Origin of the sequence: Exiguobacterium sp. s191 (assembly GCF_018618955.1) — a bacterium.
Lineage (GTDB): Bacteria > Bacillota > Bacilli > Exiguobacteriales > Exiguobacteriaceae > Exiguobacterium_A > Exiguobacterium_A abrahamii.
Genome location: NZ_JACSNC010000001.1, coordinates 1,709,503 through 1,734,371 on the forward strand (window position 1 = coordinate 1,709,503; position 24,869 = coordinate 1,734,371).

At 47.3% G+C, this 24,869-nt stretch carries 24 protein-coding genes and 1 riboswitch; of the genes, 7 read left to right on the forward strand and 17 right to left on the reverse strand.

What is annotated here, in order from left to right:
• Nucleotides 1-126: 126 nt before the first annotated feature.
• On the forward strand, nt 127-726 hold the full coding sequence (gene mnmM, locus KNQ09_RS09060) for a tRNA 5-(aminomethyl)-2-thiouridylate-methyltransferase MnmM (RefSeq protein ID WP_353049754.1): 600 nt from the start codon (nt 127-129) through the stop codon (nt 724-726).
• Nucleotides 727-998: 272 nt separating this feature from the next.
• On the opposite strand, the gene KNQ09_RS09065 is transcribed toward mnmM, so the two are convergent.
• The 3 genes from KNQ09_RS09065 to metK form a co-directional block, all read right to left on the reverse strand.
• The gene (locus KNQ09_RS09065; RefSeq protein ID WP_035396459.1) at nt 999-1,703 is read right to left on the reverse strand and encodes a serine aminopeptidase domain-containing protein; all 705 of its coding nucleotides are present in this window, start codon (nt 1,701-1,703) and stop codon (nt 999-1,001) included.
• 78 nt (nt 1,704-1,781) lie between these two features.
• Nucleotides 1,782-2,270 carry a GNAT family N-acetyltransferase gene (locus KNQ09_RS09070; protein WP_023469107.1) on the reverse strand — a complete coding sequence of 163 codons (489 nt, stop codon included), beginning with the start codon at nt 2,268-2,270 and terminating at the stop codon, nt 1,782-1,784.
• A 137-nt stretch (nt 2,271-2,407) separates the two neighbouring features.
• Complete coding sequence (metK, locus tag KNQ09_RS09075; protein WP_023469108.1) at nt 2,408-3,616, reverse strand: methionine adenosyltransferase; 1,209 nt, start codon at nt 3,614-3,616, stop codon at nt 2,408-2,410.
• 128 nt (nt 3,617-3,744) lie between these two features.
• Nucleotides 3,745-3,871, reverse strand: a riboswitch (SAM riboswitch).
• A gap of 234 nt (nt 3,872-4,105) precedes the next feature.
• On the opposite strand from metK, the gene pckA reads away from it, so the two are divergent.
• Nucleotides 4,106-5,674 (forward strand): phosphoenolpyruvate carboxykinase (ATP), encoded by a 1,569-nt coding sequence (gene pckA / locus KNQ09_RS09080; RefSeq protein WP_195864591.1) that lies wholly within the window; start codon nt 4,106-4,108, stop codon nt 5,672-5,674.
• Between the two features lie 251 nt (nt 5,675-5,925).
• On the opposite strand, the gene KNQ09_RS09085 is transcribed toward pckA, so the two are convergent.
• The 9 genes from KNQ09_RS09085 to KNQ09_RS09125 all read right to left on the reverse strand — a co-directional run bounded on the left by KNQ09_RS09085 (nt 5,926) and on the right by KNQ09_RS09125 (nt 16,584).
• Complete coding sequence (locus tag KNQ09_RS09085; RefSeq protein ID WP_214858182.1) at nt 5,926-7,182, reverse strand: EAL and HDOD domain-containing protein; 1,257 nt, start codon at nt 7,180-7,182, stop codon at nt 5,926-5,928.
• A gap of 174 nt (nt 7,183-7,356) precedes the next feature.
• Nucleotides 7,357-8,112 (reverse strand): alpha/beta hydrolase family protein, encoded by a 756-nt coding sequence (locus KNQ09_RS09090; protein WP_214858184.1) that lies wholly within the window; start codon nt 8,110-8,112, stop codon nt 7,357-7,359.
• Nucleotides 8,084-8,557 carry an RNA deprotection pyrophosphohydrolase gene (ytkD, locus tag KNQ09_RS09095; RefSeq protein WP_047393467.1) on the reverse strand — a complete coding sequence of 158 codons (474 nt, stop codon included), beginning with the start codon at nt 8,555-8,557 and terminating at the stop codon, nt 8,084-8,086. Before ytkD ends, KNQ09_RS09090 begins: the two co-directional genes overlap by 29 nt.
• A 170-nt stretch (nt 8,558-8,727) precedes the next feature.
• Nucleotides 8,728-10,077 carry a glucose-6-phosphate isomerase gene (locus KNQ09_RS09100; protein WP_050678632.1) on the reverse strand — a complete coding sequence of 450 codons (1,350 nt, stop codon included), beginning with the start codon at nt 10,075-10,077 and terminating at the stop codon, nt 8,728-8,730.
• 113 nt (nt 10,078-10,190) lie between these two features.
• Entirely contained in the window at nt 10,191-11,357 is a 1,167-nt protein-coding gene (locus KNQ09_RS09105) for an iron-containing alcohol dehydrogenase (RefSeq protein ID WP_023469114.1), read from the reverse strand.
• Between the two features lie 136 nt (nt 11,358-11,493).
• Complete coding sequence (gene yugI, locus KNQ09_RS09110) at nt 11,494-11,886, reverse strand: S1 domain-containing post-transcriptional regulator GSP13 (RefSeq protein ID WP_012371159.1); 393 nt, start codon at nt 11,884-11,886, stop codon at nt 11,494-11,496.
• Between the two features lie 911 nt (nt 11,887-12,797).
• A complete protein-coding gene (locus tag KNQ09_RS09115) occupies nt 12,798-13,841 on the reverse strand; it encodes a ribonucleotide-diphosphate reductase subunit beta (RefSeq protein ID WP_035406099.1) in 1,044 nt (347 codons plus the stop codon).
• Nucleotides 13,810-14,298, reverse strand: a complete 489-nt coding sequence (locus tag KNQ09_RS09120; protein WP_023469116.1) for a flavodoxin domain-containing protein — start codon at nt 14,296-14,298, stop codon at nt 13,810-13,812. The genes KNQ09_RS09115 and KNQ09_RS09120 overlap by 32 nt, the downstream gene beginning before the upstream one ends.
• Nucleotides 14,299-14,316: 18 nt before the next feature.
• Nucleotides 14,317-16,584 (reverse strand): ribonucleoside-diphosphate reductase subunit alpha, encoded by a 2,268-nt coding sequence (locus tag KNQ09_RS09125; protein WP_214858186.1) that lies wholly within the window; start codon nt 16,582-16,584, stop codon nt 14,317-14,319.
• A gap of 456 nt (nt 16,585-17,040) precedes the next feature.
• On the opposite strand from KNQ09_RS09125, the gene KNQ09_RS09130 reads away from it, so the two are divergent.
• The 4 genes from KNQ09_RS09130 to KNQ09_RS09145 are packed head-to-tail and all read left to right on the forward strand — an operon-like array spanning nt 17,041 to nt 19,820.
• Nucleotides 17,041-17,280, forward strand: coding sequence for a NifU N-terminal domain-containing protein (locus KNQ09_RS09130; RefSeq protein WP_023469118.1), 240 nt, complete (start codon nt 17,041-17,043; stop codon nt 17,278-17,280).
• A 56-nt stretch (nt 17,281-17,336) separates the two neighbouring features.
• Entirely contained in the window at nt 17,337-18,131 is a 795-nt protein-coding gene (locus tag KNQ09_RS09135; RefSeq protein WP_214858188.1) for a glycosyltransferase family 2 protein, read from the forward strand.
• A 4-nt stretch (nt 18,132-18,135) separates the two neighbouring features.
• Nucleotides 18,136-18,633, forward strand: coding sequence for an Lrp/AsnC family transcriptional regulator (locus tag KNQ09_RS09140; protein ID WP_050678638.1), 498 nt, complete (start codon nt 18,136-18,138; stop codon nt 18,631-18,633).
• A complete protein-coding gene (locus KNQ09_RS09145; RefSeq protein ID WP_214858190.1) occupies nt 18,630-19,820 on the forward strand; it encodes an aminotransferase in 1,191 nt (396 codons plus the stop codon). Before KNQ09_RS09140 ends, KNQ09_RS09145 begins: the two co-directional genes overlap by 4 nt.
• 253 nt (nt 19,821-20,073) lie before the next feature.
• On the opposite strand, the gene KNQ09_RS09150 is transcribed toward KNQ09_RS09145, so the two are convergent.
• Together KNQ09_RS09150 and KNQ09_RS09155 are read right to left on the reverse strand one after the other, a co-directional pair.
• Nucleotides 20,074-20,961: a MazG nucleotide pyrophosphohydrolase domain-containing protein gene (locus tag KNQ09_RS09150; protein WP_251138118.1), complete on the reverse strand. Its 888-nt coding sequence runs from the start codon at nt 20,959-20,961 to the stop codon at nt 20,074-20,076.
• The gene (locus tag KNQ09_RS09155; RefSeq protein WP_064299469.1) at nt 20,927-21,112 is read right to left on the reverse strand and encodes a hypothetical protein; all 186 of its coding nucleotides are present in this window, start codon (nt 21,110-21,112) and stop codon (nt 20,927-20,929) included. The genes KNQ09_RS09150 and KNQ09_RS09155 overlap by 35 nt, the downstream gene beginning before the upstream one ends.
• A 93-nt stretch (nt 21,113-21,205) precedes the next feature.
• On the opposite strand from KNQ09_RS09155, the gene ytvI reads away from it, so the two are divergent.
• Nucleotides 21,206-22,330: a sporulation integral membrane protein YtvI gene (ytvI, locus tag KNQ09_RS09160; RefSeq protein ID WP_214858192.1), complete on the forward strand. Its 1,125-nt coding sequence runs from the start codon at nt 21,206-21,208 to the stop codon at nt 22,328-22,330.
• Here ytvI and KNQ09_RS09165 read toward each other — a convergent pair.
• From KNQ09_RS09165 to KNQ09_RS09175, 3 genes are read right to left on the reverse strand one after another with little or no spacing between them, the layout of a single operon-like run.
• Nucleotides 22,310-22,978 (reverse strand): DUF429 domain-containing protein, encoded by a 669-nt coding sequence (locus KNQ09_RS09165; RefSeq protein WP_064299467.1) that lies wholly within the window; start codon nt 22,976-22,978, stop codon nt 22,310-22,312. The genes ytvI and KNQ09_RS09165 overlap by 21 nt on opposite strands.
• Nucleotides 22,959-23,129: a hypothetical protein gene (locus KNQ09_RS09170; protein WP_156501818.1), complete on the reverse strand. Its 171-nt coding sequence runs from the start codon at nt 23,127-23,129 to the stop codon at nt 22,959-22,961. Before KNQ09_RS09170 ends, KNQ09_RS09165 begins: the two co-directional genes overlap by 20 nt.
• Nucleotides 23,126-24,538, reverse strand: a complete 1,413-nt coding sequence (locus KNQ09_RS09175) for a leucyl aminopeptidase (RefSeq protein WP_133207640.1) — start codon at nt 24,536-24,538, stop codon at nt 23,126-23,128. The genes KNQ09_RS09170 and KNQ09_RS09175 overlap by 4 nt, the downstream gene beginning before the upstream one ends.
• Nucleotides 24,539-24,869: the final 331 nt, after the last annotated feature.

The window sequence follows — 24,869 nt, forward strand, 5'->3', positions numbered from 1 at the left end:
ACCTTGCCACTTTACGCAATCCGTCCCCTAACTGTCAAGCCACTTCGCTTTTCGTCAACGAATCAAAAAATGATATAATGCAGAAAGAATCTTGCACATACTGAACCATTACTAGAAAAACAGACTATAGGAACAGGAGTCTATGCCATGTCACTTGCCCGTGTACTATCTTATACGAAACAATTACTCGAGTCCGTTATCGAACCCGGAGACTGCGTCGTCGATATGACTGCCGGAAATGGACATGATACACAGTTTTTAGCAGAACGCGTCGGTCCAGAAGGAAGGGTTCTTGCGTTCGACGTCCAGGCACAAGCCATCGAGGAATCGACGCGACGTCTCGACGAAGCCGGAATGTTAGCACGCGTCGACCTTTATCATGAAAGCCACATCCATGTCGGTGCCCGTCTTTCGGACGAACAACGTCCTGTCCGCGCCGGTGTCTTCAATCTCGGATACCTGCCTGGAAGCGACAAATCAATCACGACGACAGGAGAAGAGACGCTCGAAGCACTCGATGCCCTCCTCCCGGTCCTCGCTCCCGGCGGTCTTGTCGTCCTCGTCGTCTATCACGGTCACCTGGAAGGAAAACGGGAACGCGACGCTGTCCTCGATTACGTCACAGCCCTTGATCAGCAAGATTATGCCGTTCTCCAGTACCGTTTCTTGAATCAACAAAATCATCCCCCGTTCATCATCGCGATCGAGAAAAAAGTACGAGGATGATGGGACACAAAAAAGTGATGCCCTTTTTTAGAGGCATCACTTTTCAGATTGTAGACAAAAGGGCTGACGCCAAAAAAATGACGCGCCTTTTCACGCCCTTTCCTCAGGCGAGACACAAGCCAGAGCGACCCTGCAGCGAAGCGGCGCGATGCTTGTCCTTGGAAAACGATGCGAGACGAACAAAAAAGCGCAATCCTTCTCATTGGAGAAAAATAGCACTTTATCTTCAGTCTTAAGTGATGCCCCTTTTTAGAGGCATCACTTTTGTTATTTCATTCTTCAACAAGCTTAAAGAACAACATTAATTTTTCTGCAAACCGTGTGTTCAACCGTTCGAAACTAAAATGTGGAAAACCGTGTAGACGTTGTAAGTAAATCTGATCGCCACCCATTTTCCGGCATACTTCAAGCGTCAACTTGACGTCCGCGAACTGATCGTCTGGTGCATAAAAACAAGCCAAATTCACACGCGGCAGTTTTTTTCGTTCCTCGTCATGTACGACGATCTCTTCTTCGATTTCCCGGTACTGCGCATAGGTCAGTTCACCGATGCGAACGGTATCTTCCGTACTTTGACCAAACGGCAACGTACCGAGTGGTGCATCGGGCCGGAAACGATCGAATGCACTCGCGAAGACTTGTTTGACGCCTCCGAGTTGTTTCGAAGGGTGCCAATCAAACAACGGTGAAATGAACGCAAGGCTTGCGACCGGTAATTCATATTCTTGCAACAGGCGATTAACGACGAGTGCGCCCATGCTACAGGCGACGATATGAATCGGTAGCTTGCGTTTCCCGGCTTCACGTAATGCTTCTTTTAACAGTTGACCATGCTCTTCAAACGAGATGCGACGTGGTGCGTCGACAAGTAATACTTCATACTCTCGTTCGAGTACCCGAATCAAGGCTTCACTCGGACGGGCACGCAGTTGTAACGGATAGACTAATACGATGATTCCTGTTGGTTGTTCAACCACAAACTCACCTCTTCACTTCATACTTCCTTTTTACGATACCTTATTTCAAACGCACACGAAACCGTCCCAAGACGGATTTCATGAGGCGACATGGCGAAGACGAATGACAGATTCTACTTGCCCAAAGACTTCTTCCGTCATCTCACTGAGTTCTTCAAAACCGAATGAGGTTAAGAACTGACGTGCTTTATAGTTACGTGCCTCCACGTATACTTCGAGTGGGACGGCTCCTTGTCGTTCGAGTTCACGGATCAGCCGTCGTCCGATTCCGTTTTGCTGATATTTCGGCAAGACGTACAGACGAATGATCTCCCACGTTCCCTCAACATCAACAGCATGAATGAAACCGACGATTTCCTCATCGATGATTCCGACATAAAAATACTCTCCCCGTGCTTCTTCCGCCGTCCGGATCGCACGAACGACTTCTTCTTGCGGATACGCCTCCTGCACGAAATGCGCTTTCGAACGTTCGGAATAGATTTCTGCATACGTATCCAACCAAGATGTGACGGCAATGTCATGAATACGTCCTGCATCAGCTGGAATAGCTTCGCGTATTTCCATAATCGGAACCCCCCTTTGTATTCATACGAATCGACTCATGTACTTTTACCCTCTTCTAGAAAAAACATTCGTTTCCTGCAAAGTTCCACGGAAACAAAAAAGTCCGAAAACCCGCGTAGGGTTTTCGGACTTTTTGATTATGCGAAACGTTTTGCTTGTTCTTCAAGAACTGCTGCTTTATCTGTTTGCTCCCATGGAAGCTCAACATCTGTACGACCGAAGTGACCGTATGCAGCTGTTTGACGATAGATCGGACGACGGAGATCAAGCATGTTGATGATTCCAGCCGGACGAAGATCGAAGTTTTCAGCAACCAATTCGACGAGTTGCGCTTCAGGAAGTTTTCCTGTACCGAATGTGTCAACCGCGATTGATACTGGGTGCGCGACACCGATTGCGTACGCGAGTTGAACTTCTGCTTTGTCTGCAAGACCTGCAGCAACGAGGTTCTTCGCGACGTAACGTGCTGCGTATGCAGCTGAACGGTCGACTTTTGTTGGATCTTTACCTGAGAATGCTCCACCGCCGTGGCGTGCGTATCCACCATACGTATCAACGATGATCTTACGACCAGTTAATCCAGCATCTCCTTGTGGTCCGCCAATGACGAAACGACCAGTTGGGTTGATGAAGAATTTCGTTGCTGCGTCGATGTATTCAGCCGGGATAACCGGTGTGATGACGTGTTCTTTCAAGTCAGCTTGGATTTGCTCAAGCGTGACTTCTTCTGCATGTTGTGTCGAGATGACGATCGTATCGACACGAACCGGCTCGTTGTTCTCGTTGTATTCGACCGTGACTTGTGTTTTTCCGTCTGGACGAAGGTAGTCGAGTTGACCGTTTTTACGCACTTCTGCCAAACGGCGTGCGAGACGGTGTGAAAGCGAGATTGGAAGTGGCATGAGTTCTGGTGTTTCTTTCGTTGCGTAACCGAACATGAGACCTTGGTCTCCTGCACCGATTGCATCGATTTCTGCATCAGACATGCTACCTTCACGTGCTTCAAGCGCTTGGTCGACACCAAGAGCGATGTCTGCTGATTGCTCATCGATTGATGTCAATACAGCACATGTGTCCGCGTCAAAACCGTATTTCGCGCGTGTGTAGCCGATTTCACGAATCGTTTCACGGACGACTTTTGGAATGTCGACGTAAGTCGATGTCGTGATCTCACCTGCAACGAGAACGAGACCTGTTGTAACAGAAGTTTCTGCTGCAACACGTGCGTTTGGATCCGCTGCGAGGATTGCATCAAGAATTGAATCCGAAATTTGGTCACAGATTTTATCTGGATGACCTTCAGTGACTGACTCCGACGTGAATAGTCGGCGATTAAGGTTTGTCATGTATGACCCTCCCAAAAAAGAATTTGACGGTGTACTCATTTCCCCTAGTTGAGTGGGACGGTAAAATGAAAAAAACCTTTCCAAGTCCAAAAAATGGTCAGGGAAAGGTTGTGCGTTCTTCCTTTACCCTCTTATCGTTCGAAGTGTTTACTTCGCTTCAGGAGAGCACCTTTTCCCTCATTAATATGTGAATTAATGTAGGACGGTTGCCGGGTTTCTTCGGGCCTTGTTCCCTCCACCTGCTCAGAATAAGAGTATCCGTTACGAATTACATGATATAAAGTTGTACCTACTCTGTCAAGCAAGGTTTCAAATTCTAGTCGAAACTTTTTGAAAGAGATGTTAAACTGTTAATGCTGAAAGCGTTTCCAGATAAATAGAAATCAGCACCAGAAAATGATTGCTCTCTCTTTAGTATGTCATATATAATAAATGTGTCATACTAAATACAGTGAGCCAAAACCAACGTAGGGGAAAGGTGGGGTCAGGATGCCGATGACGGTCCTGAATATCGAAGAACTACTCAAGAAAGAGCATGTGTTCAAACAACTATCTGTTGCTGAACTTGTCGAACATGCGATTCGAAACGAAGAAGGTGTCCTTGCTGAGAACGGTGCATTATCTGTAGAAACGGGGAAATTTACAGGTCGTTCACCAAAAGATAAGTTCATCGTCCGTGATTCTTCCTGCGAGTCTCACATTGATTGGGGGCATGTCAACCAACCAATGGATGGAGACAAATTTGAACAATTGTTGCAAAAGGTTCTTCGTTACATGAACGAAGCCGACCAGCTCTACTACACAGAAGCTGCTGCTGGAGCAGATACGCACTTCACCCTTCCGGTCCGTGTGCTCACACAATACGCTTGGCATAACCTGTTTGCCAAACAACTCTTTTTACGCGAGTATCCTGAAGTGGCTGCCTTCGAACCGTTCACGGTCGTCTATGCGCCACATTTCAAAGCAGATCCTGCCGTTGACGGAACGAACTCCGAAACGTTCATCGCGATGTCGTTCGAACATCGGATCGTCCTGATCGGTGGAACGGAATACGCGGGAGAAATCAAAAAATCGATCTTCTCCGTCATGAACTATCTCTTGCCACAAGAAAATGTCCTTTCGATGCACTGCTCGGCAAACGTCGGACACGAAGGCGACGTCGCCTTGTTCTTCGGTCTATCCGGTACTGGTAAGACCACCCTCTCAGCAGACGATAGCCGTCAATTGATCGGAGACGATGAGCATGGTTGGTCGCACGACGGTGTCTTCAACATCGAAGGTGGATGTTATGCAAAGACCGTTAACTTATCACGCGAAAAAGAACCGCAAATCTTTGACGCGATCCGTTTCGGAACCGTCCTTGAAAACGTCGTGCTCGACGAAGCCCGTCACCCTGATTACGATGACACATCGTTGACGGAAAATACGCGTGCTGCTTATCCGATCACAGCGATTGATAATATCGCTGTTCCTTCACGTGCTGGTCATCCGAAGACGATCGTCTTCTTGACGGCTGATGCGTACGGTGTTTTGCCTCCGATCAGTAAATTGACGAAAGAACAAGCGATGTATCACTTCCTATCAGGATATACATCAAAACTCGCCGGAACAGAACGCGGTGTCACGGAACCGGAAGCAACATTCTCAACATGCTTCGGTTCACCGTTCCTTCCACTGATGCCTGAAAAATATGCGACGATGCTCGGCGAATTGATTGATCGTCATGGTGTCACTGTTTATCTCGTCAACACAGGCTGGACAGGTGGTGCTTACGGAACAGGTAGTCGTATGAAGCTATCGTATACACGGACGATGGTCAATGCTGCCGTCAACGGCACACTCGCAACGATTCCAACAGAAGAACATCCGATTTTCGGACTTCATATGCCACTTGAAGTTCCAGGTGTTCCAAGCGAGTTACTCAATCCGGTACGCGTCTGGTCGAATCCGGACGAATACGACACACAAGCGCGGTCGCTTGCTGAGAAATTCCAACACAATTTCCTTCGCTTCGAAAGTGCGACGGATGCGATCAAGTCAGCTGGTCCACGCCTATAAAAAAAGAGCCTTCGGGCTCTTTTTTTATGTTTAGAAATCGGTACATCTCTTAAGAAAATCAATTCATGGTCAACAAAAAAAGAATGATGCGTCACACGCAACTCCTACAGGAAAAAGCGCATTTATGCGCTATCAGAGACAAACAAGACCCGCTTTCCTGCTGGAATGAAGCAGGAAAACTGGCTTGTGTCTCGCCTGAGGAAAGGGCGTGAAAAGACGAGTCATTCTTTTTTGAGTCAGCCCCTTCATTTTCACTCTAAAACAGAATCCGTTTTTTCTTGAAGATGTGTTTCTTTTTGTTTGAGCCATTCCTGACTTTCTGCTAGTAGCGCATAGGCTCGTGGAAGTGAGACATCTAAACGTTGACTGAGCAGTTCGAACTGATCGAAATCACCGCGATCTGCACTGATCGCAAGCACTAAACAATCCCGAAACGGATGATCTTTTCCTTGCAGAACGATCTTCAGAGAATCTTCAATTGGCAGTTGGTCGATGATGTCGTCGATATCCACAGATAACAGCGCATCTATGTGTGATAACAGACCGATCATATAAGCACTCTCCGGCTTTAACGTACACGTCTCTTTCGCAAATAACTCACAAAGTTTTGCGCAGTGCAAGGAAGACCGAAGTAACTCATTTGACCATTCGTAAGGACTAGCAAGCTTCATCTCACGCAAGACGATTAACGAAATCCAGCTTTTGAGTTGTGAGAAGCCAAGTAGTGAAATGGCTTGTCGAACAGAGCTGACTGTATTGCGTAATCCCATTCCCGGAGAATTGATCAATTGTAGTACTTGAATACTGATATAAGGATTTGCTTCGATCTCATCAATGACCTCATCGTATTTTTCATCCGTATCGAGCCATTTTAGCATCTTCAGCAATACCGGCAATTGAGGAGGGACAGCTTTTCCCTTCATCAACATTGGCTTAGCGTAAAAATAGCCTTGAAACCAGTCATATCCCATGTCAAGACAACGTGTATGATCCTCATGTGTCTCGACTCGTTCGGCAAGCATCTTGATGTGGGGATAATTACGCCGGACGATATGCAGGATCGCACTTTGCTCGCGAGTAGGAATCGCCTCGATGTCGATTTTAATTAAATCAATTAGCGCGAATAATTCTGTTCCATGTTGACGAAGTAAATCGGTCACAAAATCATCGAGTGCTAGTGTAAAACCTGCTTCTTTCCAACTGTGCAACACAGATAACATCTCTGTATCGATATCAACAGTTTCTAAAATTTCGATAACGAACCGTTTTGGATCTAAATAGTGAATCAGATCACTTTTCAAGAGATCCGCTGTAAAGTTGACGAAAAGTTTTTTACCTTCAGCGACATGCTCTACACCCATATGAACGAGTGTATTCGTTAAAACATCCATCGTCGCTAGATCACCGTCGAATACATTCATTTGTTTGACGGAACGATACAGTAACTCGAATGCATCAACTGCTCCGATTCGGTCAACGATGGGTTGACGTGCTAGTAAGATATCCATCGTCCTCCATCCCCCTCTACATTACTCATATGGTTCTAATTATATCAAAATTTATTTTTCAGGAAGTTTATTGTTTTTTACAACGAATCAATATTCTTTTTTTCCCATTATGTATGTAAGTTCAATTTTTCAGATGACAAAAAAACCGATACGACATTCATCGTACCGGCTAAATTATCGATTATAGATACCAGTCTCAAACCAATTCAACACATTCCGTGTCACACGCAACTTGTCATGAATCGGAAATTGATGGGCATAGGCATAAGTCTGAAGCGTCGTCTGCTCAGGATGACGTGCAGCATAAGCGGTTGCGTGTCGTAAACGAACGTTCTCGTCGTATGCACCGTGAATCAATAATACTTCACCTTGAGGTTCGACATGGAGCGGCGAGCGAACCGCGTATTCATCAGGAACCGTGTCTGGTGTACCTCCCGTGTATCGCCGCAGCATCTTTTGCATCGTCTTCTGCTCTTCATACGTCCACGTCAACTCCGTCACCCCTGCCCAGGACACCGTTCGGGCGACTGGACGGTGATGCGCAAGGAGCAATGCCATCTGTCCACCACGTGAAAATCCAAATGCGTGAACATGCGAGACACGTTGCTGCAACCAGTCAAAGGCACTGCAGGCGTCTTCGATATCATGATGTCCAAAGTCTTCTTTTCCCGTACCGCCTAGATTCCCTCGATAGAAAGGTGCCATGACAAAAAAACCTGCCTGTGCGAACGCGAGCAGTCGTGTCGGTCGGACCATTCCGATCGAACGCGTTCCACCACGCAAGTAGAGAATTCCCTGACCGTTCGCGACTTGCGGGAGTACGATATAGGCACCGACCCGTTCTCCGTCCGCTGTGGTATAAAACATCCGAAACGTCCGAAACGGACCTTGCCGCGGAAGTTCAAACCAATCGGCGTTCGCTAAGTACACGGAGCGTCTCCGGAAGGACACGGTCCTTCATCATAAAGCTGTATTGTCGATTCGTATCGAGACGATCAGGGAGTTCCTCGAATAGAAAAGCACCATCTGTTTCATCCACGGCAAGATGAGACGACAATGATCCGATTTGCGCGAAATAGATGTTTTTGATGATCGTATCGCCTTTTCCGGCAACACGATATTGTCCGACATATGAGAGAGAATCGATTTTCCCACCCGTCTCTTCCATCACTTCACGACGTGCGGCTTCTTCTGCCGTTTCACCCGGTTCAACCTTTCCACCAGGAAATTCGTAACCACGCTGCTTATGATGGGTCAGTAACCATTTTCCTTCGTACACGGCAATGACCCACACGTGCAAAGGACGATCCGAGAACGGATGGTCATCAAAACTTAACTCTACTTGATTTTGATAATAATCCAAGAATGTAATCACGTACGTGCACCTCATTTCTTCTTCTAACTTCACTTTACCTGTTTCACGGGTATTCTAAAAGTGAAAACGCTAGGATTACCTGTAAATCTGGAAAATGATAGCCTACTATCATCCGGTAAACACAAAAACAGCCGATGTTCCACTAGGGAACGATCGACTGTCGTTTTACATTACTTCAAACGTGCTTCGAGTTCTGCTTTTTCTGCTTCGAATCCTGGTTTCCCAAGAAGAGCGAACATGTTTTTCTTGTACGCTTCGACGCCTGGCTGATCAAATGGGTTCACTCCGAGGAGGTAACCACTCATCGCACAAGCTTTTTCGAAGAAGTAGAACAGGAATCCGAGGTGATACGGTGTCATCTCTGGAAGTTCGACTGTCAAGTTCGGTACTTGTCCGTCCGTGTGCGCAAGCAACGTACCTTCTGCCGCTTTATCGTTGACGAATTGAATTGACTTACCTGCAAGGAAGTTCAATCCATCGAGATCCTGAGCATCTTCTTCAACAGTCAACGCATGACGCGCTTGACCGACTTTGATGACTGTCTCGAACAGGTCACGACGACCTTCTTGGACGTATTGTCCCATCGAGTGGAGATCCGTCGAGAAGTCGACTGCTGCTGGGAAGATTCCTTTGAAGTCTTTTCCTTCTGACTCGCCGTATAATTGTTTCCACCACTCCGATACATAATGAAGTGCTGGTTCGTAGTTGACGAGAAGCTCGATCGTCTTCCCTTTCGCATAGAGCGCATTTCGTACGACCGCGTATTGATACGCTTCGTTGTCAGCTAGGTTTTCGCTCGCATAGCGCTCTTGCGCATCACGGGCACCTTGCATCAACTCTTCGATTGAAATACCAGCTGCTGCGATTGGTAATAGACCAACCGGTGTCAAAACAGAGAAACGACCGCCGACATCGTCCGGAATGACGAATGTTTCATATCCTTCAGAGTCTGCGAGTGTTTTTAATGCACCACGCGCTTTATCCGTCGTTGCATAAATCCGGTGTTTTGCTTCTGCTTTACCGTATTTCTCTTCCATGAACGATTTCAAGAGACGGAACGAAATTGCTGGTTCTGTCGTCGTACCCGATTTCGAGATGATGTTGACCGATACATCTTTTCCTTCGAGGACTTCGAATAAATCGTGCAGATACGTCGATGAGATATTATGTCCTGCATAGATGATTTGTGGTGCTTTGCGATCTTCTTTTGATAACAAGTTATGGAATGAGTGTCCGAGCATCTCGATCGCAGCACGCGCTCCGAGATATGAACCGCCGATTCCGACGACTAACAACACATCAGAATCCGACTTGATTTTTTCTGCAGACGCTTGAATACGTGCAAACTCCGCTTGATCGTAGTTCGTCGGAAGATCCACCCATCCTAAGAAATCACTTCCTGCGCCTGTTCCTGCATGAATCGCATGGTGAAGCGTCTTTACCGTTTCCGCCATATGATCTACTTCATGTTGACCTACGAATTGTAGGGCTTTCGAATAATCAAAACGTACTGTTGACATGCCATCGTCCTCCTTATTCATTCGCAACGAAATGCGACCTTCCTTTTCATTAAAACGCAAGAAGGAAGGTCGTTCAAGTCTTTTGTGAAATGAGTAGCAAATGTTACAGATTGTTATAGGGCAGCTGTCACGATTTGACGAACGTCTTCGTTTCCAAGTGATTTGAAGTTTCCGAAGTCGCCGCGTGTCATTGCTGACTTGACGATTGCGTCAACTGTATCTTCTTTGATGTCGTAATCAGCAAGACGATTCGGTGCACCGAGTGATGTCCAGAAAGCACTAATTGCGTCAATTGTCGCATGTGCCGCTTCCATTTCTGATTTACCTTCCGTATCAACGTTAAAGACGTTCTCACCGAGTGTCACGAAACGATGTGCATTTGATTCGTCAAGCACGTGGCGCATCCAGTTCGGGAAGAGGATCGCGAGTCCACCTGCGTGCGGGATATCGTGAACAGCTGAGACGGCATGCTCGATGTTGTGTGATGCCCAGTCGCCGCGTGCGCCCATTTGAAGGACACCGTTGAGTGCCATCGTACCAGCGAAGAGAATCGTGCCACGAAGTTCAACGTTCTCGAGATCGTTGACGAGTTTTGGTGCTGCTTCGACGACTGCTTTCATGACACCTTCTGTCATCCGTTCTTGGACCGGTGCATGCGCAGGGTGGAAGTATTGCTCGAGGCAGTGGCTCATCATATCGACGATACCGTAGATTGTTTGATCTTTTGGCACACTGACTGTGTACTTCGGATCAAGGATCGAGAATGTCGGGAATGTAAGCGGGCTACCCCAACCGTACTTCTCTTGTGTCTTCCAGTTCGTGATGACGGATCCTGAGTTCATCTCAGAACCTGTTGCTGCAAGCGTCAAGACTGTTCCGAATGGGATGACTGTTTCTGGTGTTGCTTTGCCGATGACGAGATCCCATGCTTCGCCTTCATAAGGAATACCAGCAGCAATCAATTTCGTGCAGTCGATGACAGAACCGCCACCGAGTGCAAGCAATGCGTCAACGCCTGCTTCACGTGCGATTTTGATACCGCGCTCTGCTGTCTCGATACGCGGGTTCGGTTCGACACCGTCGCATTCGACGTACTCGATTCCTGCCGCGTTGAGTTCACGTGTGACATCATCATAGACGCCATTACGTTTAATACTGCCGCCACCGAAGACGAGCATGACTTTCTTTGCACCGAGTGCTTCGAGTTGTGGTTTCAGTTGGCTGACTTGACCGTCACCAAAAATAAGTCTTGTTGGATTGCGATATTCAAAGTTTTCCATCTGTGTTGCCTCCTCAATAAGTAATGAACACCTTACATTATCCACACATTCCCCTTTCGCATCTAATTTAATGCTTATTCTATGTAAAAATCGCATAAAAAAAGAGAACCGACCGATGTCGATTCTCTCATGTGGCTTATTTTTGGAAGTTTGATTTTTCAATCCATTCTTCCAATTTACCTTTAAGAACGTTGAATCCAGGTGCTTCTTCTTGTTTGAAAGCAGGACCTGCATCGCGACGTCCAGCGTTTTTGCGTGGACCTTTCGCGCGTGCTTCACGTTTTGGAGCTTCCTGAGTTGCTTTGATCGAAAGCTTCATTTTTTTGTTAGCTTCGTCGATGTCGAGAACTTTAACAGTTACTTCATCGCCAACTTTTACGTAATCGTTGATGTCTTTTACGTAATCGTGTGAGATTTCTGAGATGTGGACGAGACCTTGTGTTTGCTCGTCAAGTGCTACGAAAGCACCGAAGTTTTGAATACCAGTTACTTTACCAGTAACGACTTGGTCTTTTTCAAAGTTTGCCATAATGTATACACTCCCTAACTAAATTCATCAACTTATAATAACACACTTTTCTTGTATCGTAAAAAATATTTTTGGAATTTGTTTATTTTTTATTTCACAAGGGAACATTTTAGTAGCAAGACTTCAAGTATTCCCCCTGATTCTGCCGAACTTTCCGAGTTCGGCCCTTTTTTTGTTCTTTTACTCAATTGACCTAAAAAACAGATACCGAAAAGTGATGTGAGCGACTTTCAAAACGCTCTAATAAAAACGGACAGTCTCGGTCTGCTCGCTTTCCGCGGACAAGCCCTCATGCCGCTTCAGATGCGTCGCATCTTCCAGGGTCATGATGACTTGTTTTTCCGCAGGAGTCGAGCAAGACCTCACCTGTCCTAGCGTAAAGGAAATCATGATGTGAAGCAATCACAATTTAAGACGGTTGATTAATTACTCAAAAATCAAATCGTAATTGACAATGACCGTTCACAAACGAACCTGAACGAAAGTGTTCTTCAATCCATTTATCGCGACGAAAATGTCCACGTACCAAATGAGCCGCTCGTTGATGCGGAGTAAGGATACACATTAGTAGTTACCTCCTTCCCTTTTAGCAGGGAAGAATGACTCGCAACATCAATCAAATAAAGTTTTACCTGAATACGCATATGTAGTATCGTATAAATTAAGTATTTAAACACTACCTCTATTCATGTTGTATTGGCGTACAACATGAGTGCAACGCGCAGTTGAAGGCCATTCTTCACTGCCGTACTAAGCAGTTGCGATTTCGCAGCTGCTTTTTTGTGCACTTTTCCGGACCACCTCCTTTGATATCTGAATTTTCGATTATTTCAACCGTTAGAAAAAGGACTAACTGAATAGTTTCAACAAAACTTTATCAGTTAGTCCTTTCCACATACCGTTCACTTCACTTACAGATCGTCAAATCCATTCGCATCGGTTACTTTCGCATACGAACGTGATTTTTGTTCGAAGAAGTCCGATTTCGTCGCGTTCATCGAATCATCTGAATACGCACGAATCCATGGCATGACGTCTTCGTCGTGCCCTTCATAGAGATCCGACAAACCGATGACGCGAAGGCGTTTGTTCGCGAGATATTTAACGTAATCACGCATCTCACTGACATCAAGTCCGTCTAAATCACGTAAAACGTATTCGCTCCACTCGATTTCAAGATCAACGGCACGCTTGAACGTGTCATAAACGAATTGTGTGAATGAGCCATCGGCATCAATTTCCGGATGCTCCGACAAGACAGCACGTAACAATTGGCTGATGAAGTACGAATGTTGTAATTCATCACGTTGAATATAACTGATCATCGTCGATGTTCCGACCATCTTTTGGTGACGCGCTAAGTTATAGAAGAAGGCAAAGCCCGAATAGAAGTTGATTCCTTCAAGAACGATCGAAGCAACGAGCGATTTCGCGAAGTTCTCTGGAGTCCGGTCATTTTGGAAATCTTCGTATAAATCAAGAATGAATGCATTACGCTTCATGACCATGTCATCGTCTTTCGCGATATCAAAAATCCGGTTTTGTTCAGCCAATGGAACTAAGCTGGATAAGACGTAGCTGTACGATTGATTATGCACGACTTCCTGTTGCGCGATGATCGCGAGAATCGCATGAACGGACGAATCCGACGTGAACATTGCCGATTCCAAGATATAACGTGTCTGAACCGAGTCAAGGATCGAGAGTAGCCCGATGATTCGTTTGAAGGCATCCTGTTCCCGTTCGCTTAATTGATTCCACTGTTGCATGTCCTTCGACATCGAGATCTCATCTGGGATCCAGAAGTTCGATAACAGTTGTTTGTAAATCGAATAAAACTGTGGATACGCAATGTCGTTCCAGTTGACGATGGCACTCGTTTCGCCACCGATGATCGCTGTCGCGCGATTTGGATGACGTGCATCAAGCAGTTTGATTTTTTGTAGCTGTTCCATGTGCTTCGACTCCTTCTTGCTGTAATTGAAGAATGGTCCGTTTCGTCCATTCCTTGACGAGATGTGGGCGATTGCGTGGTGACTGTTCGATTTTCAACAGTTCTCCAGCAAGCGGTACACCGAATTTCGAGAGATGATAGGCCATCTCATCAACGGCGCGACAATATTTGACGAACATCTTGTCCCCTGTTCCAAAAACAGCTGCCTGCGGAATCGCATGCGAACTCTCCTTTAGAACGGTTCTGAGACAATCGCGCATATCGTCGGGTAGTTGCCCATCTCCCCACGTATACGAACCAAAATAGACGATATCATAAGGCATTAACTGATACGTCGTCACTTCATCCGCAAACAACATCGTCGGCTCGATTCCCATCTCAGAACACGTCTTCGCGACGAGTTCTGCCACCTCCTCCGTGTTTCCACTCAATGACGCATATACGATTGCTGCCTTCATGATATCGTCCTCCTTATCTTATGATGAACACGATTCACATTCGTCGATTTCAACCGTCGTCGAACGCGTGTAGTAGATCGTCTTCATCCCGAGTTGCCACGCTTCCATGTGCATCTCGAGTAATTCTTTCGCCTTGACGTTATTTTTCACGTACAGATTGAAACTGATCGCTTGGTCGATGTGACGCTGACGCGAAGCATTTTGACGGATGCTCCATAACTGGTCGATTTCAAACGCTGATTTATAGAACCAGTTCGTTTCCGGTGTCAAATCTGGAACGGTGACTGGAATCTTATAGTTTTTCTTCTCTTCCGAGTAGACTTTTTTGTAGATTGGATCAATCGATGCCGTACTACCCGCAATGATTGCCGTTGATGAGTTCGGTGCGACTGCCATCAAGTATGCGTTACGCATTCCGTACGCCGTGATGTCGGCTTGGAGACGATCCCAATCGAGTTCATCCGTCGTTTTGTAGTGGCGACGTTTGATGTACTCTCCTGTTTGCCATTCCGAACCTTTGAAGAGACGGTACGCGCCTTTCTCTTTCGCAAGTTGCATCGACGCATCGATCGTCAAGTAAGCAATCTTCTCGTAGAGACGGTCTGCGTATTGTACCGCTTCGACCGATTCCCAACGGATGCCTTCGAGTGCGAGCAGATGGTGCCAACCGAACGTCCCAAGACCAACGGCACGGTATTTTTGATTCGTCAATTGTGCTTGCGGGACATCGATCGTATTCAAGTCGATGACGTTATCAAGCATCCGCATTTGAATCGGAATCAATCGCTCTAGGACGTCAGAACGAACTGCACGTGCAAGTGCGATCGATGACAAGTTACAGACGACGAAGTCCCCAGGTGTCTTCGTGACGATGATCTTACCGTCTTCCGTGTATTCTTCCGTCACGGTCGTCGGGCTCATGTTCTGCATGATTTCTGAGCACAGGTTTGACGAGTAGATCATGCCTGCATGTTTATTCGGATTCGCACGGTTAACGGCGTCACGGAAGAACATGTATGGCGTCCCTGTCTCAAGTTGCGAACGCATGTAGCGTTTGACGAGATCGATTGCTGGAACTGTTTTTTTGCTGAGGCGTGGCTCGTTGACACATGCTTCGTATCGTTCCGTGAAGCTGCCACCTTGTTCCGTCTCATCGAAGTAATCCTCGAGGCTAAAGCCCATGACTGTCCGAATTTCGTGTGGGTCAAATAAATGCCAGTCTTCTCGTGCTTCGACGGCACGCATGAAACGGTCCGGTAAGTTGACGCCTGTGAACAAGTCGTGTGTCCGAAGTCGCTCATCCCCGTTGTTGAGCTTCGCGTCCAGGAACTCGAGAATATCCTTATGCCAGATGTCGAGATACACCGCGATAGATCCTTGGCGCATACCGAGCTGGTCGACGCTGACTGCCGTGTTGTTCAATTGTTTCATCCACGGGATGACACCGCTTGAGACGCCTTTGAAGCCTTTGATGTCTGATCCGCGTGAGCGAATCTTACCCATGTAGACGCCGATTCCGCCGCCACCTTTAGAAAGTGTCGCCACGTCCGTGTTCGAGTCGTAGATGCCACGTAGCGAATCATCGACTGTATCGATGAAACATGAAGAAAGTTGACCGTAAGACTTACCAGCGTTCGAAAGCGTCGGAGTCGCAACTGTCATGTAGAGATTCGACAATGCCCAGTAAGACTCTTTGACGAGTTCTAAACGACGTTCTTTCGGTTCGTTCTGCATCAGTGTCATCGCGATGACCATGAATCGTTCTTGTGGTAGCTCGTACAAGTTTTTGACGTGATCACGTGCGAGGTACCGGTCTGCCAGTGTTCGAAGACCAATGTATGTGAACAAGTGATCGCGGGATGGATCGATCGTTGCCGACAGTTCGTTGATGTCTTCTTTCGAATACGCATCTAGTAAATGTTTCGTGAAGATGCCGATTTCTGTCAGTTTTTCAATCAGCGTATACAGCGAACCATACCGTTCTTCTGCTGCATATCCGCGGTTTTCACCTGCTTCAAGGTATAACCGATTTAAGTAAGTCGCTGTCGCTACGAATGTCCAGTTCGGCTCTTCTGCCTTTAACATATCGAGTGCGTGCATCGTTAACAGTTCATAGACTTGATCGGCTTGTAGGGATTTTCCTTCAAGCGCTCGGATGGCACGTTCAGTATAGCGGTCGATATCAAGCTCCGGATAAGTTTCCGTTGCTTGTCTAATCACGACATATACGTCTTCTATTGTCATTGCACCCTTAAAGATGCGTGCTGTATTCAGTGGAGATGCCACTATGAACCACTCCCATTCTCTATCGTTAAACAGGTTCGCATTACACAATGAAATACGCTAAACTAAAAAAAGACGTCCTACATATAGAAAGGACTCTACAAGTATCACTCTATATATAGACGTTTTAGCCGTTTTTAAACCTGTTAATGTACAAGATATAGGTTATCACTGAAATTCAAAAAAATAACCCCTTGCTTTGAAATTCAGGTCAAACAATTTAAAAAAGGCATCATGACGCCTTTTGAGATATATTGAGATAGCGAGTAAAATGCATTATAAGGTCAAGTGAACCGTTAAAATAAAGATGGTCCATTTCTCCTACTAGAAGAAAAATATTCTCTTCGAATTTTCTGATATACTGAACGTATCGATCTTCCGTCTATCAGGAAGAAGGATTCCATCCATCTATCACGAAAAGACGGCATATACGTATGTACGTTGAAAGGAGCTTACCTCATGCAAGTCGATTACACACCAAATCCGAATTCCGTCAAAATCACGCTCGAAGAACAGCGCTTCGGTGCTAAAAGTACGAGTGTCAAAAAAGAAGATACACCTGAAGATGCGTTGCTCGCATCATTGATCGCCCTCGATGGCATCGACAATCTATTCGCTTACGGCGACTTCGTGACGGTTACGAAAGAACCAGAAGCAGAATGGAACGAATTGCTACCACGCATTGAAGCAAACATGTAAAAAACAAGAAGACACCTGTTCCTGGACAGGTGTCTTTGTTCAAGGAGCGATCACTGATGCCAACCGTATCCATCATCATTCCGACGTACAATCGTCCTCGTGAATTAGCAGAAGCGCTAGAAGCATTGACGCGTCAACACTATCAAGACTTCGAAGTCATCGTCTTAAACAATAATGGAGACGATGTCTCAGCAGTGACGACTGCGTATCAGGACCGTCTTCAACTAACCTATGTCGAGTTACCTGAAAACCATCATGTTCGTGCTCGAAATCATGGTGTCACGCTCGCTTCCGGTCGGTATATCTTACTTCATGACGATGACGACCTCTTATTACCGAGTCACCTCGAAGAAGCGGTCGGCGATCTCGAAGCTGGTGCCGACCTCACCTATACGGACGCGGAACTCTTTACGTATCGCTGGGATGAGGATCACCGGATTGCAATCGATTCTGAGCCATTCGCGTATCCGTACGATCCGGAGACGATTCGAGAAGACTCGACGTATATTCCGTCCGGGTCACTCTACCGTAAATCGCTCCACGATCAACTCGGTCCATTTGATGAGGACGTCTTCAACTACTGGGACTGGGATTGGATCTTACGCGTCGGCAAGGAACATTTAATACTGCACCCGGCGCGCGCGACCGTCTTATATGCTTTCAATCCGTCGGGTAATCATGAATCCGCGCGTCAGGATGCAGCGCGACACGTCTTTTTTGAACGCCTCGTTGAAAAACACCAACTTCCGACAAATGAAATGAAGAACTTCCATATCGTCCAGGCTGAGCGACGCGCACGATTGCGCCAGACCCGCCGTACCTTTAATGGTCAATTGACAGAAAGTGAGTGATCCCATGTACACCGAAAAACAACTCGAATTATTAGCATTATTAACACAAAATGGTCCGATGGACGTGGACTTGCTTGCGCAAATGCTCGACTGGGAAGCGTCAGAAGTAGCAGCTTCCATCGAGACATTCAAACGCGACGGTGTCCTACTCGGTTACACCGCTGTCATCGACTGGCAAAAGATTCATGCCCATCATGGCGTGACAGCTTTCATCGATGTCAAAGTCACACCGAAACGTGGACGCGGTTTTGACGAGGTAGCGGAGCGCATCCATCGTTTCCCGGAAGTGACGTCCCTTTATCTGATGTCGGGCGCATATGACTTACAAGTCGTACTTGATGGCAAATCGCTACAAGAAGTCTCTCAATTCGTTTCGGAAAAATTATCGACGCTCGACTCCGTCATCTCGACGACGACCCATTTCCGCTTGAAGACCTACAAGCACGATGGTGTTCTCTTCAGTCAGGATGATGACGACAAACGATTGAAGGTGTCTCCATGAAGTCTCTATCTGAACGTGTCGAACAGCTAGCCCCATCTGGCATCCGTCGTTTCTTTGATTTAGCAGGATCGATGGAAGACGTCATCTCCCTTGGTGTCGGCGAACCTGATTTCGTCACGCCATGGAATGTTCGCGAAGCGAGCTTCGCAGCACTCGAGCAAGGTTATACAGCGTATAGTGCCAACGCCGGTTTACTCGAGTTACGCCAGGAAATCGCACTTTACATGCAAGAAAAATTCGCCATCTCCTATTCGACGACGGAGGAGATCATCGTCACGACTGGAGCCTCAGAAGGACTCGACCTTGCGTTTCGTAGTTTGATCAATCCCGGTGATGAAGTCATCGTCGTCGAACCGGCATTCGTCTCGTATGCCCCTTTGATTGAACTCGCTGGTGGCATTCCTGTCGCCGCTGCGTGTCATGCAGAAGACGGTTTTGCGATTCAACCGGAAACGATCGAACAATTGCTGACAGATAAGACGAAAGCGATCATTTTCTGTTTCCCATCGAATCCGACAGGCTCGACGATGTCGCGCGATCAATTAGCGGACCTAGCGTTACTCGTCCAAAAGCATGATCTATATGTCATCAGTGACGAAATCTATGCGGAACTGTCCTACGAAACGGAAGCGATCTGCTTCGCGACCCTTCCCGGTATGCGAGAGCGGACGATCATCATCAACGGTTTCTCGAAAGCCTTCGCGATGACAGGATGGCGGCTCGGTTTCACTTGTGCGCCACCTGCAATCACACAATCGATGCTGAAGGTCCATCAATACGGGATGATGTGTGCCCCGACACTCGTTCAATTCGCGGGCATTGAAGCACTGCGTTCTCGTCATAAAACGGTCCCTGACATGGTGACGAGTTATCGTCAACGCCGGAACTACTTCGTTAAGGCGTTAAACGATGCAGGTCTCCCAACACACTTACCAGGTGGCGCCTTCTATGCCTTTCCGTACATCGGTCATACCGGACTGACGAGTGAACAGTTTGCTGAGCAACTACTACTCGCTGAGCGCGTCGCCGTCGTTCCAGGATCCGTCTTCGGAGCAAGCGGTGAAGGTTATGTCCGGGCAAGTTACGCGAGTTCGATTGAACAACTCCAAGAAGCAATCGCTCGGATTCAGCGCTTCATGAAAAAATGGCAGACTCAAGATGAGGCAGCATCGTCTCGTTCACATTAAAAATAAAAGGTTGACTCAAAAGTCAATCTCCACGAGATAAGGGTGGCAGAATGATAATCTGCCACCCTTATCTCGTAACAAAAAGAATGACGCGTCTTTTCATGCCTTTCCTCAGGCGAGACACAAGCCAGTTTTCCTGCTTCATTCAAGCAGGAAAGCGGGTCTTGATTGTCTCTGACAGCGCAAATGCGCTGTTTCCTGTAGGAGTGGCGTGTGACGGGTCATTCTTTTTTTGAGTCAGTTCCTTATTTATTTAATCGATATAGAGAACAAGGAACATCCGATGATCGTCTTCTGCGTGATACGGCGAGATTGGACCGAGTTGTGGCGCAAAGACTTCCAACCGATACGGTGAATCCTTGAAGTCAAGCGGTGTCCGCTCTTTGATCAAGCGCCCCATTTCGTCTGCTAGTTCTTTCACTTCAACCAAACTACGCGAGCGTTCCATCGGTGCTTCGAAGACGAATGCCTCGATCCCCTCAATCGACGCACATCGGAGGAAACGCCGGAGTGACGGTAATGCTGCTTCCATATTGTCCTCGATCGTTTGACTCTCCTCGTACACAGGGGCTCCCCAGAGGCGCGCATCACTTCCTGTCGCACTCCGGAAATGATCAATCGTCTCTTCCGTGATGGGATCACGCGTCAACGCGAAGCGTGTTTTATCCCGCTTCAGATTCTTTTCATTCGTCCGGTCGATTTCTGTCAGCAAATCAAGTTGAAGTGGTCGCGCTAACCGAAACAGTTCGCGTTGCAGACGTGCTAAGGAATGACCAATCGGAACAATCTTGTCTTTCGCTTTCGGCGGTTTATCGCCTTCATACCCGTTCATGACACGTGCGATTTGTCCGGTCTCATGCACGAGTCGATAAAACGAACCGTCCTGATCATCATTTGCTGTCCCGAGCGTCTCATGCTGTGCTGCAAGATCCGCCACGTATTGATTCGCAAGACAGGTCGAAATCATCAAGACGTCGACAAGCTCTGAGCGAAGGGCTTCTAAATCATTTTGTTCCAGTGCTTCTCCGACCTCACCGACTTCTTCCGTCAGGCGCGCGAGACCAGATAGCGGCCGAAAATAACCGCCGAGTGAGCGAATCGTCGCATCAACCTTTTGTTGCAGTGTCTTCATCTGTTCCATCTGTCTGACCCTCCACGATTGCTTGGCGTACGTGCATTTCTGTCTCTTGTTTGACGCGTTGCGTAAACGCCTGATTTTTCTTCCATTCTCGGATTCCGACAGATGTCGCAGCAATCAATGCAGCAATTAGTCCAATTTCTCTTTTACGCATCGAGATCTCCTCCTTTTGAATGACTCGTAACCTATCTAAACATGATATGATGATATCAATTAATTCTACATAATCCAGTAAGAGGTGTTGCTTGTGTCGACTGAACGTCTTTGGCAAATGGCCCGGTTCCTGACGGTGATCTTCGCCTTCTTAGTTGGTGGATGGTTACTCATCCGCCTCTCGTCCATTTTGTATCCGTTTGTCTTTGCGTTTCTGCTTGCCCTTTTGAGTCGACCGCTCGTCGATTTTTTCCAAAAGCGGTTACGAATCACTCGCGGATGGGGTGCGTTGTTGTCCATCATTTTGATCAGTGGCTTATTAGTTGGTTCGCTCGCCTTGATCATCATGCAGTTGATTCGCGGTCTTGTATTTGTCGCCAACCAATTACCGGCGCAAATCCAAGAGTTGAGCCTGTATTTTCAAAAGCTGTACAATGAAAAACTGGCACCCATCTGGAACGATGCTTCCGAAGCCTTACGCTCACTGGAGCCATCGCAACAAAACACGGTCCAAAACAGTATCCAATCACTCGGTAGTTCACTTGCGAGTGCGATTGGCGAAGGATCAAAAAGTATCGCCATGATGCTACAGACGGTCCTTGCAACGTTGCCATCGATTGCATTGATTTTCGTCATCGTCTTACTCGCTTGGTTCTTCATCGCAAAAGATTGGCACCAGTACGAGATGCGATTGAAACGTTATGAGATGCTTCCTTGGTTCGCTCGTTTCGAGTCGGTCTTCTTGAGTTTACGGTCTGCCTTGTTCGGCTATCTCAAAGCGCAGCTCACGTTGATCACGATCACGTTCTTCATCGTCTTGATCGGTTTGTTCGTCATTGGTGTCGAGCATCCGTTCGCAGTCGCTTTTATCGCTGCCTTTTTTGATATCTTGCCGTATCTTGGCACCGGTTCCGTCTTCCTGCCTTGGATTGCCTATTCGATCATCACGGGTGATACAACACTTGCGATTGGACTCGGGATTCTATACGCTCTCGTCATTCTGCAGCGTAACATCATGGAACCGAAAATCGTCGGCGATAATATCGGGATTCAACCCATCACGGCGTTGATTGCGCTGTTCGTCGGAATCAAATTCTTTGGTGTCTTCGGACTGATTCTCGGACCATTGATCGCTGTCATCTTAAAAGCACTCTACAACGCCCAGATTTTTCATTATATCTGGGACTTCGTCAAAGGATCACCCACACCATTTCGGTGAGGGTGATTTTTTTGGTACAGCTGCATATAACGGATATCCTTCCGGATCCACCGGTCGACTCGCCGGCAAATAATCACACGGAAAACGGGCGCCCGTCGCAAGCAGACAAGCGTCGAGCCAATCATCGACCGCAACATGCGACTGACGCTGTTCCCATAACGGCGGACAATCAAAACGCTCGAGCAATTCAATCCGTTCCGCAATGCCTTCGGTCGTCTTCTTTGAAAAGCGTGCCGGATGACCGGCGAGTCGCGCGAAACAGACTTCCGGATGGGCTTCAATCATCTCCGTTCGATATACGCTGCGGACTTCTCGGATTTTCGGTAATAGGTACCACGCTTGTTTCGAAAGCCCGATCCCCGCATGTTGTTTGGCTAAATCATTTGCTTCCATATAGGTAGAAGCTGTCAACGCACTACGAAACGGTGCATTAAAGACACTGCTCGTCCGCCCAGGTCGTAGCTCCAGTCGCAACAGTTGATCCGTTTCCCGTCGTCCTTCCATCAAGCCGATCGGCATATCGATCCAGATCCGGTCAGCTAGCGGAATCTGAGTAAGCGTCGGTTCGACGAATCCCGTATAACGACCATTTTCGTACATAACGACGACCCACCCCGCCTTTGCCGCATCAATTCCGATGACGATCATTCGTCTTCTCCCGGAAAGAACGCAGTAGTGATAAGACGGTGAAGATACCGATGAACGTCGCGAGACCGAGCGATAGACGGTCGCGCGCATCCATATACCAGACGATGGCAAGAATCGTCAACAAGACGCCGAGTAGATTCCAACGTCTCATTTTTCTTGCTCGACGAATCGATACAGACTACGAACCATAACGCCTGTCGCTCCTTTTGGACCAATCTCAGACGCTTGATTCTGTTCCGATGTTCCCGCGATATCGAGGTGTAGCCAAGGTGTGTCACCGACGAATTCGCCGACGAACGCACCACCGAAAATCATATGTCCCATGCGTCCCGGTGAGTTGTTCAAATCTGCGACTTCCGAACGGCGAACTTGTTTAATGAACGCATCGACATATGGCATTTGCCAGACCATCTCATTCGTCTCTTTCGTCACCTGTTCAAAGCGTTCGTAAAGTGACGCATCGTTCGTCAATGCACCTGTGATTTCTGTTCCAAGCGCAACAAGGACACCGCCTGTCAACGTTGCGAGATCGATGATCGCTTTTGGCTGGTATTCTTTGACGTACGTGACTGCGTCAGCAAGGACAAGCCGTCCTTCCGCATCCGTGTTCAAGACTTCAATCGTTTTTCCTGCCATCGACGTGATGACGTCATCCGGCTTGAAGGCATCCCCGGAAATCATGTTGTCGGTTGCTGGAATGACACCGATGACGTGAACATCTGGCTTCAGTTGACCGAGTGCTTCGAACAGTCCAAGAACGGCTGCTGCTCCCCCCATATCGCCTTTCATCCCGACGATCCCGTCTTTCGGTTTGATGGAATAACCACCTGTATCGAACGTGACTCCCTTCCCGACGACCGCGATCGGTGCTTCTGCTGATCCTTTATATTCAAGGACGATCAATTTCGGTGGAATGACGGATCCTTGGTTGACGGCAAGCAAGGCGCCCATCCCAAGTGCTTCCATCTCTTCCTTATCGATGATCCGGAGATCATGCCCATGACGCTCCGCGATGAAGCGTGCTTCATCCGCAAGCGCTGGCGCCGTCAAAAGATTCCCAGGCATCGTTACGAGACGACGCGCTAAGTTCGTCGCTTCAGCCAAGACCGTTCCGCGGCGTACGGCTTCTTCCTCTACAGGTAAGACCGTCAGTTGTAACGTATATGCTTTCGAAGGCGACGTCTTATAATGTTTGACCTCATATGTAGCGAGGGTGAATGTCTCGGCAATCAGTTCGACCGGTTGCCCTGGGAACGTTGTTGCGTCAACTGTGACATGTTCTAAGCGACGTGCTTTGACATGTTGTGCCGCTTTCCCGAGCAAGCGACGTAAATCGTCTTGCGCGAGCTGATCAACTTTCCCGAGTCCAACAAACAGTACACGTGCGACGTCGCCCGCTAACGTTGGCAATAGACGCAGTTCTCCTCGTTTCGTTGAGATATCGCCTTGACGAACCCACTCTTCTAGTTTGTCACCATACAGTGCTTGTAAACGTTCATCGAGCGGTTGATTTCCAGAAATCCCGACAACGAGTACATCTACGGATTGATTCGTTTGCATATAAAACTCCCCCTTTGACTAGTATCTATTAGTATGAAGTGTTTTCAGTCATTTTCCAACTGATAGCCTCTCGACTGACCGCAAACGCTTTCACTACTTCTGTTCGACAATTTGTCGAAATGCTTGGTTTCAAACAATTGTTGCCCGTTTCACAATATGATAGGATTATACAGGTGAAATGTTGAGACACTTCAAGAAACGATGCGTTTGCTGTTCCGAGAAATGTCTACGTTTTCATTCAAGGGAGAGTGCGCAGAAGGCTCGTTAAGAGAGAGGCGTTTATGGGTATCTATAGATAGCTAAGAAACGAAGTCGTCGCGTTAAAAAAACT